The sequence below is a fragment of the Streptomyces sp. NPDC001093 genome (assembly GCF_040298985.1).
Classification (GTDB): Bacteria; Actinomycetota; Actinomycetes; order Streptomycetales; family Streptomycetaceae; genus Streptomyces.
Genome location: NZ_JBEPBF010000118.1, coordinates 1 through 13,753, shown reverse-complemented (window position 1 = coordinate 13,753; position 13,753 = coordinate 1). Strand labels below are relative to the sequence as shown.

Sequence of the window (13,753 nt, the reverse complement as noted above, 5' to 3'; positions counted from 1 at the left end):
GGGAGGACGTGACCGTGGCGGTGACGGTGACCGGGGCGGTGCGCAAGAAGTGGCCCATGGTCCTGCTGGGGGCGGCGGCGGTCCTGCTGGTGCCGTGGACGGTGGTGCTGGCCCTGACCCTGCCGGGCCGTACGGAGGTCGGCAACTGGCCGCTGGCCTGGATCGGCCTGGACGTCCTGATGGCGACCGGCTGCGCGGCGACGGCCCTGCTCGGCCTGCGCGGCGACGCGAGGGCACGGCTGACGGCTTCGGCGACGGCGTCGGTGGCGGTCCTGGACGCCTGGTTCGACATAACGACAGCGGGCACGGGCGCCCCGCTGACCGAGGCACTGCTGTGCGCGGTGGCGGAGGGTGCGCTGGCGGGGGCGTGCGTGTACCTGGCGGTGGCCAAGGGATGGCCGACCGCCGGGCGCTGAGGGGCCGACGCTCACAAGGAGGTCGCCGCACCTCCCCAACTCCGCACCGGACACCACCCCTCCCGCTTCCGCGCCCCGCGAAGGACACTGGTGGGCAAGGGAGTTGCCGCCGGAGGGGGACGGGACATGCGGGACGGCCATCGGGCGGAAGCCGAGCGGCTGCTGGTGCGGGCCGTCGAGGAGGAGGTACGGCGCTCGGGCGGCCGGATCGACGGACAGCTGCTGCTGTCGCGGGCGCGCGGTGCACTCGACGCGATGGCGGGGACGGCCGGCGAGGAGTACGAGGCCTACGTCCACGCGCTGGACGAGACCGAGGCGGGCCGGCTGACCTTCGGGCAGCGCTACGCCCGCGAGGGCGCCGGAACGGCCCTGCTGGTGGCGGCGGTTGCCGCGGTGGCCGCGGCCGTGGCCGACCTCTTGCTCGGCACCGGCACCGGCACGGCCGCCGGCGCGGGTGTCGCCGCGGGAGTGGTCGGCGCCGCCGCCTCCGTGGCCAAGGCGGCCGGCACCCATCTGCCCGCCGCGCATCACCGTGCTGGCGCGGCCGGCCAGCCCGGCGGGACCGAGCAGCTGCGGCTGCAGTGGCTGACCGCGCTGGAGGTGCGCGGCATCCGCCCGTTCCTCGACCAGCAGCGGGTGCTGACCGCCGCCACGGCCCCGAAGAAGAAGGGCGGCCCGGCGCTGCGCGGCGCGGACAAGAGCGCGGCGGCCCGCCGGCGTACGGTGCTGGAGCAGTCGTTCGGACAACTCCCGGACACGGAAGGCCCGTTCGCGGGGCGCCGGGCGGAGCTGGCGCGGATCCGGCAGTGGGCGCAGGCAGCCCGGGCGGCCACCGAGACCCGGCCCACGGTGGTCGTGCTGCACGGCGAGCCCGGCTCGGGCCGGACCACGCTCGCGGTGCGCGCGGCGCACGAGCTCCGGGACCACTTCCGCGGCGCGGTGGTCGTGGATCTGCGCGGCGGCCGGCGGGAGGAGGCGCCCCTTGCGACCCGGGACGCCCTGCTGCATCTGCTCAACCGGCTCGGCGCGCCCCGCGAGCAGTTGCTGTTCCGGGAGCGCTCCTCCCCCGACCAGCAGGTCAAGCGGCTCGGCGAGCTGTACCACCAGCATCTGTCCGGGCTGCCGGTGACGATCGTGCTGGACGACGCCTCGGACCCGGAGCAGGTGCGGGCGCTGGTGCCCGAGCACTCCGACAGCCTGGTCCTGGTCACCGCCCGCACCGCCCTGGACCTGGCCGCGGACCTGCCTGCCTGGGTGCACCATCTGCCGGTCGAAGCGCTGGACGCGGCCGGTGCCGAGGAACTGCTCGGCACCGTCGCCGAGGACGCGTCGGGGCCGTACGACGCCGAGTCCGCCGACCGGATCCGGGACCTCACCGGCGGACTGCCGCTGGCGCTCAGGATCGCGGGCTCCGCGCTCGGGCCGCGCTCACCCCGGCAACTGGCCACGGACCTGGCCGCATACGGCCCGGTGGAGCCGGTGGAGCGTGCCCTGTGGCTGCGCTACACCGACCAGCCGGAGCCCACGCGCCGGCTGCTGCGCAGGCTCGCGCTCGCGGGCCGGGCCTCGCTGGGCGCCGCTGCGGCCGCCGCGCTGCTCGCCACGGACGAGGCCGAGGCCACCCGCCATCTCGTCGCCCTCGCCCGGGCAGGCCTCCTCGACCATGTGCGCGGCAGCCGCTACCGGCTGCACGACCTGGTGCGCGCCTTCGCCCAGGCCCGGCTGCTGGACGAGGAGGACCCGGCCGAGCGCACGGCGGCCCAGGAACGGCTGATCGTGAACTACGCGGACCTGGCCGACTCGGTGCTGCGCCTGGTCGACGGAAACATGTCCACGCGCTCGCACCAGTTCGGCCCGCACGGCTTCACCTCGCTGGACGAGGCGCTGCGCTGGCTGGACGACGAGTCCAGCTTCATCACCGCGACCCTGCGTCACACGGAGGGCGTGAACCAGAAGGCTGTGCAGAACCTGCTGGGCGCCCTGTGCGACTACTGCCTGCTGCGCGGCGACCTGTACCGGCTGGGCGAGATCAGCGAGCTGGCGCAGGCCGTGGACAAGGGACTGCTGGCGCGTTCCGTGCAGTGGCGCACCGGTATCGCGGCCCGGCAGCTGGGCGAGCTGGACAAGGCGCGCACCACACTGGCCTCGGTGGTGGACCTGTACCGGGAGGCACACCACGACGCGGGAGCGGCCCGCGCCCTGGCCTCGCTCGGGATCACCCTGCACCACCAGGGCCAGCTCACCGAGGCCGCGGCCAGACTGCAGGAGGCGCTGGACCTGCAGGCGGCGCCGGAGCTGGCGACGGACCGCGCCTGGACGATGCACGCCCTGGCTGCCGTCCAGCGCGACCGGGCCCGGCTGGCGGAGGCGCTGGAGCTGCTCACCCGCTCCCTGGTCCTGCACCACGAGGGCGGATCGGTGCACGGCGAGGCCTGGGCGCACTTCCAGCTCGGCCAGCTGGCACTGCGGATGGGAGACGTACCGCGCGCGGAGACCGAGCTGCGGGCCGCCCTGGAGCGGTACGGCCGGACGCACGACGCGCGCGGCGAGGCATGGGCACTGACCCAGCTGGCCCGGGCCCGTCTGGTCGCCGGCGACGCCTCACCGGCCGTCGAGAGCCTGCGGCAGGCCGCCGCCCGGCACCGGGAGAACGAGGACGCGCGCGGCGAGGCGTGGACGCTGTACTACCTGGGCCAGGCACTGGAGGAGGCCGGCGATCTGGATCTGGCGGTGCGCGACCTGGAGCGGTCCCGCACGATGTTCTCCCGGATGCGGGACGTGTACGGCCTGGCCTGCGCCCGGCACCACTCGGCGCGGGTCACCCGCGACCAGCGGGCCGCGCAGACCGGCTCGCTGCGCAACTCCGGCTTCGCCCGGCAGCTCCTGGCGGACGCCCGCGCCGACTTCCAGCGGATCGGCGTCGCCCACGGCGAGGCGTGGACTTGCCTGGAACTGGCGGTGGTCGACGCGGGCAACGCCCGTACGCAGGCCGCACTGGCCCTCGCCGACGAGGCACTGGACCTGTTCGCCTCCTACGGAGACCGGCGCGGCGAGGACTGGGCGCGCTTCCTGCGCTGCACCCTGCTGCCCTACGCGGCACCCGGCGGGGCGGAGGTGGGCACGGCGGTCGCCCAGGAGGAGCTGGCCCAGCTGGCCCGCGCCGGCCATCCCCTGCGGGACGAGAAGCTGGCCGACTACGTCCCGGCGTACGCCCTGCTGCTGGAACGCGGGGTCAGCCTGGAGGACGGCTGGCAGGCCTGGCGGCTGCGCATGACGCCGGACCGCCACGCCCGGGAGGTGATGGGGGTGGCGGTGCCGGCGGGGCGCTGAGGTCCGGATCAGCCTCGCTCGGCCGCGGAGTCGGCCTTCTCGGCCTTCCCCGCCTGCCCGGCCTCGGGGTCCGGGGTCTCCTTGAAGTCGACCTTGTTCATGTGCTTGCTCATCGACTTCATCAGGCCCCACACCGCCACGGCCATCACCGCGAAGACGATGAAGCCGAGAACGCCGGGGGTGACCTTGTTCTGGTCGACCTCCTTGGCGAGGGGGACCAGATGCGTCACTGCCAGGCTCACGCTTGCGCTCATGTCAGACATTGTCCCGGATGCCCGCGAAGAGGTCGTCCTCGGGGAGGGAGGTGTCGACGAGCGACTTCGCCAGCTCGTACTCCTCCGTCGGCCAGACCTCCTTCTGCAGCTCCATCGGCACCCGGAACCAGCCGCCGTCGGGGTCGATCTGCGTGGCGTGCGCGATCAGCGCCTTGTCACGGATCTCGAAGAAGTCCGCGCACGGGATGTGCGTGGTCAGCGTGCGCTCGGTGCGCTCCATCTCGCTCCAGCGCTTGAGCCACTCCCCGTACGGCGACTCCAGCCCGCGCTCCAGCATCGCACTGTGCAGGGCCTCGGTGCGGGGGCGGTTGAAGCCCTGGTTGTAGTACAGCTTCAGCGGCTGGCAGGCGGGGCCGAACTCGGACTCCGGGTACTTCTCGGTGTCCGCCGCGCCCTCGAACGCCACCATGGAGATCTTGTGGGTCATGATGTGGTCGGGGTGCGGGTAGCCGCCGTTCTCGTCGTAGGTGGTGATCACCTGCGGGCGGAAGGCACGGATCCTGCGGACCAGCTCGCCGGCCGCCTTGTCGACGTCCTCCAGGGCGAAGCAGCCCTCGGGCAGCGGCGGCAGCGGGTCACCCTCGGGCAGGCCCGAGTCGACGAAGCCGAGCCACTCCTGCTTGACGCCCAGGATCTCGCGGGCCTCGTCCATCTCCTTCTTGCGTACCTCGTGAATGTGCTCCTCGATGTACGTGTCGCCCTGCAGCTTCGGATTGAGGATGGACCCGCGCTCCCCGCCGGTGCAGGTCACCACCAGCACGTCCACCCCCTCGGACACGTACTTCGCCATGGTGGCCGCGCCCTTGCTCGACTCGTCGTCAGGGTGCGCGTGGACGGCCATCAGTCGCAGCTGGTCAGTCAAGACTCAATCCTCGGTAAGTCGGCGCCCCGTGGTCTCGGCGCGATCGGCGGCTTCTATAGTGACGGAATCGGGGGGCGAATAATTCCGGGTCCGGTTCCGGCCGAGAGGACGATCATGAGTACGGCGAGCACGCGGCTGCCCGAGGGCCGCTACGGCCGTTCCTCGGACGAGCGTGCGGACCGGCGGCTCAAGGCCGCCGGCGCGGTGCTCGGCGCGGCCCTGCTGGCACTGGTCGGTTACTTCGCCTACCACTATGTCGTGGAGAGCAGGATCAGCGCCCAGGTGATCGCCTTCGACGCCACGGACAACGCGGTCGAGGTGCATCTGGAGGTCCACAAGGACTCCGGCACCTCGGGCTACTGCACCCTGCGCTCCCAGGCGGCCGACGGCTCCGAGGTGGGCCGGGCCGACTTCCGCTTCACCGGATCGGCCACGCGTATCGACAAGGTCGTCACGCTGCGTACGACGGCGAAGGGCACCACGGCCGAGCTGCTCGGCTGCCATACCGGCTGACCGGGACCGGACACTCCGGCTTCACCCGGAATACGTACACGCTGACCTGCGTTGATGTGATTCTCATGGCTTATGTCCTCCCCCTCCCGGCCTTGAATTGTTAGGCTCGTGGTTTCGCCCATCCAAGAGGGAACATGCTTCTGGGTAGGGCGATGCTTTGTATTCCCAGTACCGACGAGGAGCACCCTGTGACCCAGACCAGCGAGAACGTCACCTGGCTGACCCAGGAGGCGTACAACAAGCTCAAGGACGAGCTTGAGTACCTTACTGGTCCTGCGCGCACGGAGATCGCCGCCAAGATCGCGGCCGCGCGCGAGGAGGGCGACCTGCGCGAGAACGGCGGGTACCACGCGGCCAAGGAGGAGCAGGGCAAGCAGGAGCTGCGTGTGCGGCAGCTGACCCAGCTTCTCGAGAAGGCCCAGGTGGGCGAGGCCCCGGCCTCCGCCGACGGTGCCGTCGCGCCGGGCATGGTCGTCACGATCGCCTTCGACGGTGACGAGGACGACACGATGACGTTCCTGCTCGCCTCCCGCGAGTACGCGAGCGCCGACATCGAGACGTACTCGCCGCAGTCCCCGCTCGGCGCCGGCGTCATCGGCCACAAGGTCGGCGAGGACGCGGAGTACGAACTGCCGAACGGCAAGAAGGCCTCGGTGCGGATCCTGAAGGCCGAGCCGTACTCGGGCTGATCCGCCCTCCCGATATGACCTCGAGCCCCCGGCGCCCGGCGGATCCCGCCCGGCACCGGGGGCTTCGCCGTGCCCGCAGCCGTGCCCGCAGTCGTGCCCGGAGCCGTCAGGCGGTGGCCGAGCGGTACTTGCGGACCGCGAAGGTACGGAAGACGACGATGATCAGGACCGAGTAGATCAGCGAGGCCCACACGGGGTGCTCCATGGGCCAGGCGTGCGAGGTGGACCGGCCAGGGTTGGCGAAGAGCACGCGGCAGGCCTGCGCGGTGGCGCTGAACGGGTTCCACTCGGCTATGTGCCGCAGCCACGGCGTCATGTGGCCGGGGTCCACGAAGGCGTTGGAGATGAACGTCACCGGGAACAGCCAGATCAGCCCGCTGGACGTGGCCGCCTCGGGAGTGCGCACGGACATGCCGATCAGGGCGCCGATCCAGGTGAACGCGTAACCGAGCAGGAGCAGCAGACCGAACGCTGCGAGCACCTTGCCGACGTTGGTGTCGCCGTTGGACCCGACACGCCAGCCGACCAGCAGGGCGACCACGGCGAGCACGACCAGCGTGACGGCCGTCTGCACCAGATCGGCGAGGGTGCGCCCGGTCAGCACCGCCCCGCGTGCCATCGGCAGGGAGCGGAAGCGGTCGATGAGCCCCTTGTGCATGTCGTCGGCGATACCGGCGCCGGAGCTCGCGGTGGCGAACGTGACGGTCTGCGCGAAGATGCCCGCCATGAGGAAGTTCTTGTAGGCGATGGGGCTGGCGCTGCCGCCGATCTGCATGGAACCGCCGAAGACATAGCTGAACAGCACCACGAACATGATCGGCTGGATCAGTCCGTAGATGATCATCTCAGGGAAGAGTGTGCGTGGGTGTGGTTCTGGTTGCAGCAGTCCCCGTCGTCTTCGTAGGTCTCCAGGGCCTCCAGCTCCAAGGCCGCGAACTTCGGATCGATACTGCCCGTGACCTCCATGGGAGGTAGGACCAAGAGCGGCGGGACAGGGACGCCGCCAGCACCCTTCAGAGCGCCCATGGCAGCCTGCCAAGCACCCGAGGTGCGCCAGCCCTCCGCACGCCGCCGGACGGCGCTCCAGGAGTTCCCGGAGACCTCCACCTCGTTCCACCGGGCAGCGGTCCGAAGCTTCCACAAGATCGCTTCGAACATCTCACGCTTCGGTGTCCAGTTCTGGCGAGAGTCCGGGAGGACGGCGTCAACCGCCTCCCACTCCTGATCACTGACCTTGAGAGGCACCAGCGTGCCCGTCTCCCTGTGCCACTCGGTGAGGGGGTCGGCGATCCCCTTCCGACGCGTCTGTCCCTTGCCGGTCACCTGTACGCGGATGTCCAGAAGATCAAGCAGGTCCCGGCGCTGATCGGCCGTGAAGGAGTCCATCTCGGTTGCCCGCTCCTCCACCAGGACAATGATCTCGTCCGCGCGGTGCTGCTGCTCTTCGGCTTCTCGGAGCCAGCGAGCCAAGCGCTCCCGTTCAGCGGTCAGCTCGTCTTCCTTCGCTTGGAGGGCTTGCTTCACTTCCCGGATGGTGTCCTCATCGATCTCATCTCCGGCGCCCTCGCCAAGCTCGTCTTCGAAGAGCTGGGTGAGCTTCGCGAGGATCTGCCCCTTGCGGCTGGACCGCTTCTTCTCGATCTGCGCGTCCAGCTCAGCGAGTCGCCTCCGGTACGTCTCAGCGCGCGCCGGGATCGCCCCCAACCACTTCGCGGCGAGAGCCCTGAACTTGCCCACGTCGGAGAGTAGGGCCTCAATCTCGGCCCAGACCGCCTTCTCGACGTCGGGTGCAGGGAGTTCCGCGCACTCACACTCCAGCCCCAGCCGCTTGCCCATGCACCGGTAGTAGCCGATGGGAGAGTCGGCGGACTTTCCACCCGTGTAGTAGCCGCCGCACAGCGCGTGCATGCGACCGGTGAGCAGGTAGTGAGTCTGATGCTTCTTCTTGAACGAGCGCCGGTTGAGGGCCTTCCGCAGAGCTTCGACCCGCTTCGGATCACTGATCGGTCGAGGCACCTCGATCCGAAAGACCTCGAAGGTCTCCTCTTCATCGTCTTCGGCGGTGCGCTCGATGCGGAACTCCACGTATCCGTCGAGAGCTGTGGAGTTGAGGCGCTTGGCGAGGTTGGTACCGGTCCACGGCAGGCCCTTGCGGGTGCGAGAACCAAGGTTGTTCAGGTGCTCGGCAGCTTCGTCACGTGAGTAGCCGAGGTCTACGAGCAGACTCGTCGCAATGTTGATCACTTGCACTTCGTCCTCACAGAGGACAGGGATCGCCTTGCCTCCCTTGCCGCTGAGGGTCACGCCGTACGGAGGCTGTCCGAGAGGCCAACCGCCGGCCGCCAACTTCTGATCCCGGCCACCCATGGTTCGCTCAAGGATCAGCGTGTGCTCCAGCTCTGCCATGTACGACAGCAGGCTGAGCATGATGCCGAACAGTTCATCATCGCTGTCCAGACGGCCGTCCGCCGTGGCAACCCTGATGCCGTGGTGCTTAGTGGCGTTGAACACCCAGAGGTGGATGTCCTCCATGGTCCGCCCGATGCGGTCCAGCTTGCCGAAGACAACGAGGTCGATGAGACCCTTTTCGATGTCTTCGGTCATCGCGTCGAGTTCGGGGCGAGAGTCCTTCTTTCCCGACTCTCCACCATCGACGTAAATCCTGTGAATCTTGTACTTGCCAGGACCGAGCTTGTAGTTCAGCCATGCCTTGCATTGATTATCCTGAGTGTCGAGGCCGTATCCCTCAATCTGCTTCGCTGTCGACACTCGAAGGTAGATTGCTACCCGAATCACGCCCCGAGCGGTCCTGCGCCCGCGCATGACGGTACCCTTCCCCATGTCAGTCCCTTCGTGACTGGCAGGCTGGTCCACGACCGGCCTGGCCCCAGGGGGTGCCCGCCCCCTGGGGTCTCCATGTGATGCCCACTCAGGTTAACTGCTCTACTGGCTACTCGACAGGCCGATTTCGGTAACCATCAGACTTTTTAGATCTGTTGGACAGTCGGCCAAACAAGAGATCGGCTAAAAGCTGCTCTTCATGTTCCCCCCACTCGACAGCACGCCAGCGCGAAACCACTTCTCCGGGGTGCGCCTGTCTCCGTTTCTTCGGGCAGCTCATTCGTCCCACCCCCGATCGGCCATGGCTTCCCGGGCGAACACTCGGTTTTGGGCAAGGTCTTCGGCGATTCCGGCGGCGAGTTGAACAGCACCAGGGGTGTGGCCGGAGCCCACGTAGTGCCAGGCAACTTCTGTCACTGTGTTCTCCCCCAACTTCCTCTCGTCCGCGCTATGCGAAGCACGGGCAGCACGCAACGCTGCGTAGGTAGTGGAGTAGGCCCGGGATTTGGTGAGGATGTGGCCCCGGTAGCCGAGGGTATGAGCCCAGGCCCTGAGGCGGAGGGCGTCGTACTCGGAGAGGCCGCCGAGATGCCAACACGCACGCATCAAGGAGCGGACATGTTCGCTGACGCGTGCCAACCCGATCTCTGCGCGGCCGGTCAATGGGTGGTCTACGCCGGCGCCTGTCTCACTCGCTCCTTTGGTGACGTACTTGGCCACGTACGCGGCCACCGCGTCATCATCGGGGCCATCGCCGTCTACGTGCAGAGGCCGGACGTCGACTTGTGCGCCCCAGCGCAGGGCCAGCTCACCTACGGCGGGACTGTAAGGAGTGCGGACCAAGACACGCTTGGCGGAGAGGCGCACGGCATGGGCCAAGAGGTCGGTGGTACCCCAGGCCGGGGGTTTGTCGTCACATCCGTTCGGGCCGTCGAGGCGGACGACGGCGTGCACGTGGACGGCCGCGCGTTTCTGGTACTCGGCGACCCGGGCAAAGGAGAGCCGGGCGTGCTGGGCGAAGTGGGACTGTACGAGGCCGGCGGAGGAGGCGAGGCGCCGCCGGACGTCGATGACGAACCGGTCCCACAGCTTGGACGCGTGTGCGTGCCACAGCACGTGGGCGGTGTAGTCGTAGCAGTCGACGCAGAGTGGTTGGCCCACGATCGGAGCGTCCGACTCATGCACGGCACCGCACCCGAGAGGCCGTCCGTGCTCGCAGTCTCCGCTGTAGCGGCGACGGTGGCACTTTTCCCCGCTCCTGTGGACGGGCCCGAAGGATGGGGCGGTAAGGGTGACGAAGAGACGGGGCCGGTGGCGGACCGTGTCGGGGACGTTCTTGCCGCCGAGGAGGCCGGCGCGGACGAGGTGGTAGGTGTCTCCGGCATGGAGGCGGGAGCAGGCCGGACAAACGGTTGCGCGTCGGTTGCGGCACCGGATCAGGAGGCGCTCGCCAGGCTCGTCACGAGTGTCGTAGTGGTGAAGGATCTCGCCGGTTGTGCCGTCCAGGGTGGTGGTGGAGCCGGTGAGATGGACGGGGTGGGAGCAGCCGCCGGTGGCGGTGATCTGTTCCAGCAGGCGGGGGAACTTGGGGTCCTGGGCGAGGCGGATGGCGTCGCGGTCTGCTTCGGGGAGCTGACGCAGGCGCGCCGCACGGTCGAGAACGGCGCGCCTGTCAGCCGGGGTGAACTCCGGGGTGATGGTGGTGACCTTCCGGGGTGGGCCGCCGAAGCGGCACGGGTGAGGGTGGGTGGTGCGCCGGTGTGCATGGGGATCACCTCCATGTCGGTGGCGGATGGGTATCAGCGGATGGTTCCGGTGCCCCGGCAGACGCGGCAACGGCGCGTCCGTCCGGTCCAGGTCTTGCGGGCTCCGTCGCCCTTGCAGTGGGGGCACCTGACGCGAGGCATGGGCATGCTCGGTGTGTCCTTCCTGATCAGAAGTGGTGGAAGCCGCTGAGGAACCAGGTGAGGAAGCCGTTGACCGTCAGAGCCACAGGTGTCTCGCCCAGGTACATGCCGAACAGGGCGATGCAGGCCGCTTCCCAGATCCGCACGTCGCGGGAGCGGACGAGGAGGAAGCTGATGATCCCGAAGACCACGACGAGTGAGACGGCGGTACCAGTGCTGATCACTTGGCGTCTCCTTCCAGACCGGCGAGAGCACGGCCTATGGCGGGCAGTTCCGGAGTCGTTGCGGCGTACTTCCGGGACGTGGACACGGCCTCGTCGGTCGGCGTGAGGTGGGAGCGGGCGCGGCTCCAGCCGCCGTCCGGGCCCGTGCAGACGGCCACGCCGCGCTCTTCCGCAGTGATCGACTGGGCCACAGCCACGGCGTCCTTGTTGAGGTCGCCGAGGGCCATCTCGGCGGTGCCGGGGTCGTTGACCCGGTGGCAGATACGGCCGCCGAGCTGGGCACGCAGGGCCGTGACACCGGGGCCGAGGTCGGAGCCGACCCGCTGTCCGGCCACGACCAGGTGCAGTCCGAGCGCGGCCCCGAGCTGCCCGATGCGGAGCAGGAGCGTGGAGCACTGCTCCGCCTCTGCCTTGCTCTCGCGGGTGCCGTCGGAGAGGTACAGTTCCGCGATCTCGTCCACGATCACGACGACCGGCACCGGACGTACCTTCTCGTGCAGCTCCCAGATGGAGCGCACCCCGGCCGACCGGCAGGCGCTCATCCGGTCCTGCATGTCGATCACCAGCGCCGAGAGCACGGCGACCGCTTCACGCCTGCACGTCGCCAGCGCGCTCAACCTGCGGGCGAACAGGCCCAGTTCCATGCCGCCCTTGCAGTCGATGCCGACCAGGGCGACCGGCTGAGGGGCGAGCTGGGTGATCAGCCGGGCCAGTAGCGTGGACTTGCCCGAGCGGGTTGCCCCGACGATGAGCCAGTGGGGCACGAGCCGCAGGTTCATCACCCAGGCGCCGCCGCTCTCCAGGACGCCGATGAGAGCGGACAGCAACTCGACAGGGGCCGAGGCTAAGCCTGGCCGCTGGAGCGGATCCGTGGCCGTTGCGGTCAGCAGTACGAGCCCGCGTTCCGGTGAGGTGACACGGACCGCGTGGACCTTCCACGCGTGCACCAGCGCGTCCGCTGCCTTCAGGAAGGTGGCCGGGGTCTGGCCCGCGTGCAGCCTCACCACCACGCTCAGGCCCGTGCGGGTGGCCCGCGGGAAGGAGATCCGGGGAGGCACCGGCCGCAGCGGGTCCCCCTTGACGACCAGGTCCCCGAGGAGCCCGCGCGGCGGGCGCTTGGCTACGGCGAGGTCGTTGAGCTGGGCGACCTTGCGCCAGGTGAACACCGCCCGGAATGCGGTTGCCGGGTAGCCGACCAGGTACCAGTGCCAGGCCGGGCGGTGCCGGCGAAGCAGGTCGCCGACGACGAGCACCCACGCCAGTGCGGCGAGGCCGAGGGCGAGCAGGATCGGTGCCATCAGGCGTCACCTGCCTTGGCGTGCGCCGGGCCGCCGGCGACGGGGGTGATCGCGTCGGCGCGGAAGCTGACGCCGTGCCGGTCGCCCATCGACCAGGTGAACGCCGTCAGGCCGGTGACCTTGACGATCTGCCCTTCCTCGATGCCCTTCGGCTGTCCGCTCACGGCGATCTCGATGACTGAGATCCGCCGCCTGTCCTGCCGCACGGTGACGGCCACGGTCCATACCGGGTTGCCGTCCCGGTCCCTCTTCACCTCCTGCGTCTCGGGGTTGCTGAGCTTTGCTTCCGGCGCGATGGCACAGCGCAGTACGCCCAGTCGCGTCGTGTCCACGGGAATGGACTGCATTGTGTTTGGCCTCCTTGGCCGATCGGTACGCCAGAGACATCCTGACGTCACTTGTCCTTACGAGTTATGACTATGGAGCCCTGTACGGCGAGAGCGCAAGTACTTATGCTGACGAGTGATGTCGCGCGTGCGACGTGACTATGACCTCAGACCGGAGATGCCGACATGTCGGAGATCCAGCGCCCAGGAGCCCTCTACCAGCAGGTGGCCGCAGCGATCCGTGCAGCGATCCTGTCCGGCGAGTTCGCCCCGGATTCTCTGTTGCCGTCCGAAGCACAGCTCATGGAGAAGTACGGCGTCTCCCGCCCGACCGTCCGTAACGCCATCGCGGCTCTGCGGGCCGAGGGGCTCATCGACGTCCGGCACGGCAAGGGCAGCTTCGTACGCTCCAGCGGACAGCCCACCCTCACCCTCGAACGGCGCATCAGCCGCACCCCGGACGACAAGTTCGTGATGCCAGGCGGCGACGTCTGGCAGGAGGCCGAGGAGCCGAGCACCTACCGCAGCCGCACCACGAAGGACACCAGCCGACTCCTCCAACTGGACGAGGAAGAGGCCCTGTTCGGCTGTGACCGACTGCTCATCGACCCCAGCACCGGCACGCGCGCCATGCACCGCACCCTGATCCCCTTCGAGGTCGCCGATGCCGTGCCGATGCTCGGCAAGGAGCCGTGCAAGCCACCGGCGGCGATCTACTGGGTGCTCACCCAGGCCGGACACAAACTGACCTGGACCGAGACCGTACGGGCGCACATGCCCCTGCCGGACGAGCGGGCGACCCTCCGCCTGCCGGACGCGACACCGATCCTGCACGTGTCCCGCGTCGCGCACGGAACCGACGAGCGCCCGCTGCTCCTCGAAGAGCTGCGCTTCGGTGCGGACCGTGCCGAACTCGCCTACCGGATCACCGCCGACAAGCAGCCCGCACGACGCACCCGCACCTGAGCGCCGAGGGCTGTCGAGTCTCAGTTGATGGTTGACGGGTTGGCGTCAGGTGATGCTTGACGTCTGCCCTAGACGATCTTCCGGCGGTTGTGTTCGCCGGACTTGC

13 protein-coding genes are annotated in these 13,753 nt (G+C 69.3%); 5 read left to right on the top strand and 8 right to left on the bottom strand.

Features of this window, described 5'->3' with window-relative positions; genetic code table 11:
- The first annotated feature begins 8 nt into the window (after nucleotides 1-8).
- Nucleotides 9-416, top strand: coding sequence for a hypothetical protein (locus tag ABT288_RS38645; protein WP_351618295.1), 408 nt, complete (start codon nucleotides 9-11; stop codon nucleotides 414-416).
- Nucleotides 417-542: 126 nt separating this feature from the next.
- Nucleotides 543-3,746, top strand: coding sequence for a tetratricopeptide repeat protein (locus ABT288_RS38640; RefSeq protein ID WP_351618292.1), 3,204 nt, complete (start codon nucleotides 543-545; stop codon nucleotides 3,744-3,746).
- An 8-nt stretch (nucleotides 3,747-3,754) separates the two neighbouring features.
- On the opposite strand, the gene ABT288_RS38635 is transcribed toward ABT288_RS38640, so the two are convergent.
- Nucleotides 3,755-4,009, bottom strand: a complete 255-nt coding sequence (locus ABT288_RS38635) for a hypothetical protein (protein WP_351618289.1) — start codon at nucleotides 4,007-4,009, stop codon at nucleotides 3,755-3,757.
- Nucleotides 4,002-4,862 carry a mycothiol conjugate amidase Mca gene (gene mca, locus ABT288_RS38630; protein WP_351618334.1) on the bottom strand — a complete coding sequence of 287 codons (861 nt, stop codon included), beginning with the start codon at nucleotides 4,860-4,862 and terminating at the stop codon, nucleotides 4,002-4,004. Before mca ends, ABT288_RS38635 begins: the two co-directional genes overlap by 8 nt.
- Before the next feature lie 135 nt (nucleotides 4,863-4,997).
- Here mca and ABT288_RS38625 point away from each other — a divergent pair, with 135 nt between their 5' ends.
- Both ABT288_RS38625 and greA read left to right on the top strand, forming a co-directional pair.
- On the top strand, nucleotides 4,998-5,396 hold the full coding sequence (locus ABT288_RS38625; RefSeq protein ID WP_351618286.1) for a DUF4307 domain-containing protein: 399 nt from the start codon (nucleotides 4,998-5,000) through the stop codon (nucleotides 5,394-5,396).
- 188 nt (nucleotides 5,397-5,584) lie between these two features.
- Nucleotides 5,585-6,085: a transcription elongation factor GreA gene (gene greA, locus ABT288_RS38620; RefSeq protein ID WP_351618284.1), complete on the top strand. Its 501-nt coding sequence runs from the start codon at nucleotides 5,585-5,587 to the stop codon at nucleotides 6,083-6,085.
- Between the two features lie 106 nt (nucleotides 6,086-6,191).
- Here the strand turns inward: greA and ABT288_RS38615 are convergent, their stop codons facing one another.
- From ABT288_RS38615 to ABT288_RS38590, 6 genes are all read right to left on the bottom strand, one after another.
- Nucleotides 6,192-6,929, bottom strand: coding sequence for an ABC transporter permease (locus ABT288_RS38615; protein WP_351618281.1), 738 nt, complete (start codon nucleotides 6,927-6,929; stop codon nucleotides 6,192-6,194).
- Nucleotides 6,926-8,908 carry a recombinase family protein gene (locus tag ABT288_RS38610; RefSeq protein WP_351618331.1) on the bottom strand — a complete coding sequence of 661 codons (1,983 nt, stop codon included), beginning with the start codon at nucleotides 8,906-8,908 and terminating at the stop codon, nucleotides 6,926-6,928. The genes ABT288_RS38615 and ABT288_RS38610 overlap by 4 nt, the downstream gene beginning before the upstream one ends.
- Before the next feature lie 294 nt (nucleotides 8,909-9,202).
- The gene (locus ABT288_RS38605; RefSeq protein ID WP_502972934.1) at nucleotides 9,203-10,567 is read right to left on the bottom strand and encodes a replication initiator; all 1,365 of its coding nucleotides are present in this window, start codon (nucleotides 10,565-10,567) and stop codon (nucleotides 9,203-9,205) included.
- Nucleotides 10,568-10,859: 292 nt separating this feature from the next.
- Nucleotides 10,860-11,057: a hypothetical protein gene (locus tag ABT288_RS38600; RefSeq protein ID WP_351618276.1), complete on the bottom strand. Its 198-nt coding sequence runs from the start codon at nucleotides 11,055-11,057 to the stop codon at nucleotides 10,860-10,862.
- Entirely contained in the window at nucleotides 11,054-12,355 is a 1,302-nt protein-coding gene (locus ABT288_RS38595; RefSeq protein WP_351618274.1) for an FtsK/SpoIIIE domain-containing protein, read from the bottom strand. Before ABT288_RS38595 ends, ABT288_RS38600 begins: the two co-directional genes overlap by 4 nt.
- Nucleotides 12,355-12,702 carry an SCO3933 family regulatory protein gene (locus tag ABT288_RS38590; RefSeq protein ID WP_351618273.1) on the bottom strand — a complete coding sequence of 116 codons (348 nt, stop codon included), beginning with the start codon at nucleotides 12,700-12,702 and terminating at the stop codon, nucleotides 12,355-12,357. Before ABT288_RS38590 ends, ABT288_RS38595 begins: the two co-directional genes overlap by 1 nt.
- A 165-nt stretch (nucleotides 12,703-12,867) precedes the next feature.
- On the opposite strand from ABT288_RS38590, the gene ABT288_RS38585 reads away from it, so the two are divergent.
- The gene (locus ABT288_RS38585; RefSeq protein WP_351618271.1) at nucleotides 12,868-13,647 is read left to right on the top strand and encodes a GntR family transcriptional regulator; all 780 of its coding nucleotides are present in this window, start codon (nucleotides 12,868-12,870) and stop codon (nucleotides 13,645-13,647) included.
- Nucleotides 13,648-13,753 lie beyond the last annotated feature (106 nt).

Coding starts and splice junctions, on each gene's coding strand:
- ABT288_RS38585 (WP_351618271.1), top strand. CDS start 12,868: ATGTCGGAGATCCAGCGCCCAGGAGCCCTCTACCAGCAGGTGGCCGCA.
- ABT288_RS38590 (WP_351618273.1), bottom strand. CDS start 12,702: ATGCAGTCCATTCCCGTGGACACGACGCGACTGGGCGTACTGCGCTGT.
- ABT288_RS38640 (WP_351618292.1), top strand. CDS start 543: ATGCGGGACGGCCATCGGGCGGAAGCCGAGCGGCTGCTGGTGCGGGCC.
- mca (WP_351618334.1), bottom strand. CDS start 4,862: ATGGCCGTCCACGCGCACCCTGACGACGAGTCGAGCAAGGGCGCGGCC.
- ABT288_RS38595 (WP_351618274.1), bottom strand. CDS start 12,355: ATGGCACCGATCCTGCTCGCCCTCGGCCTCGCCGCACTGGCGTGGGTG.
- ABT288_RS38610 (WP_351618331.1), bottom strand. CDS start 8,908: ATGCGCGGGCGCAGGACCGCTCGGGGCGTGATTCGGGTAGCAATCTAC.
- ABT288_RS38635 (WP_351618289.1), bottom strand. CDS start 4,009: ATGTCTGACATGAGCGCAAGCGTGAGCCTGGCAGTGACGCATCTGGTC.
- ABT288_RS38615 (WP_351618281.1), bottom strand. CDS start 6,929: ATGATCATCTACGGACTGATCCAGCCGATCATGTTCGTGGTGCTGTTC.
- ABT288_RS38625 (WP_351618286.1), top strand. CDS start 4,998: ATGAGTACGGCGAGCACGCGGCTGCCCGAGGGCCGCTACGGCCGTTCC.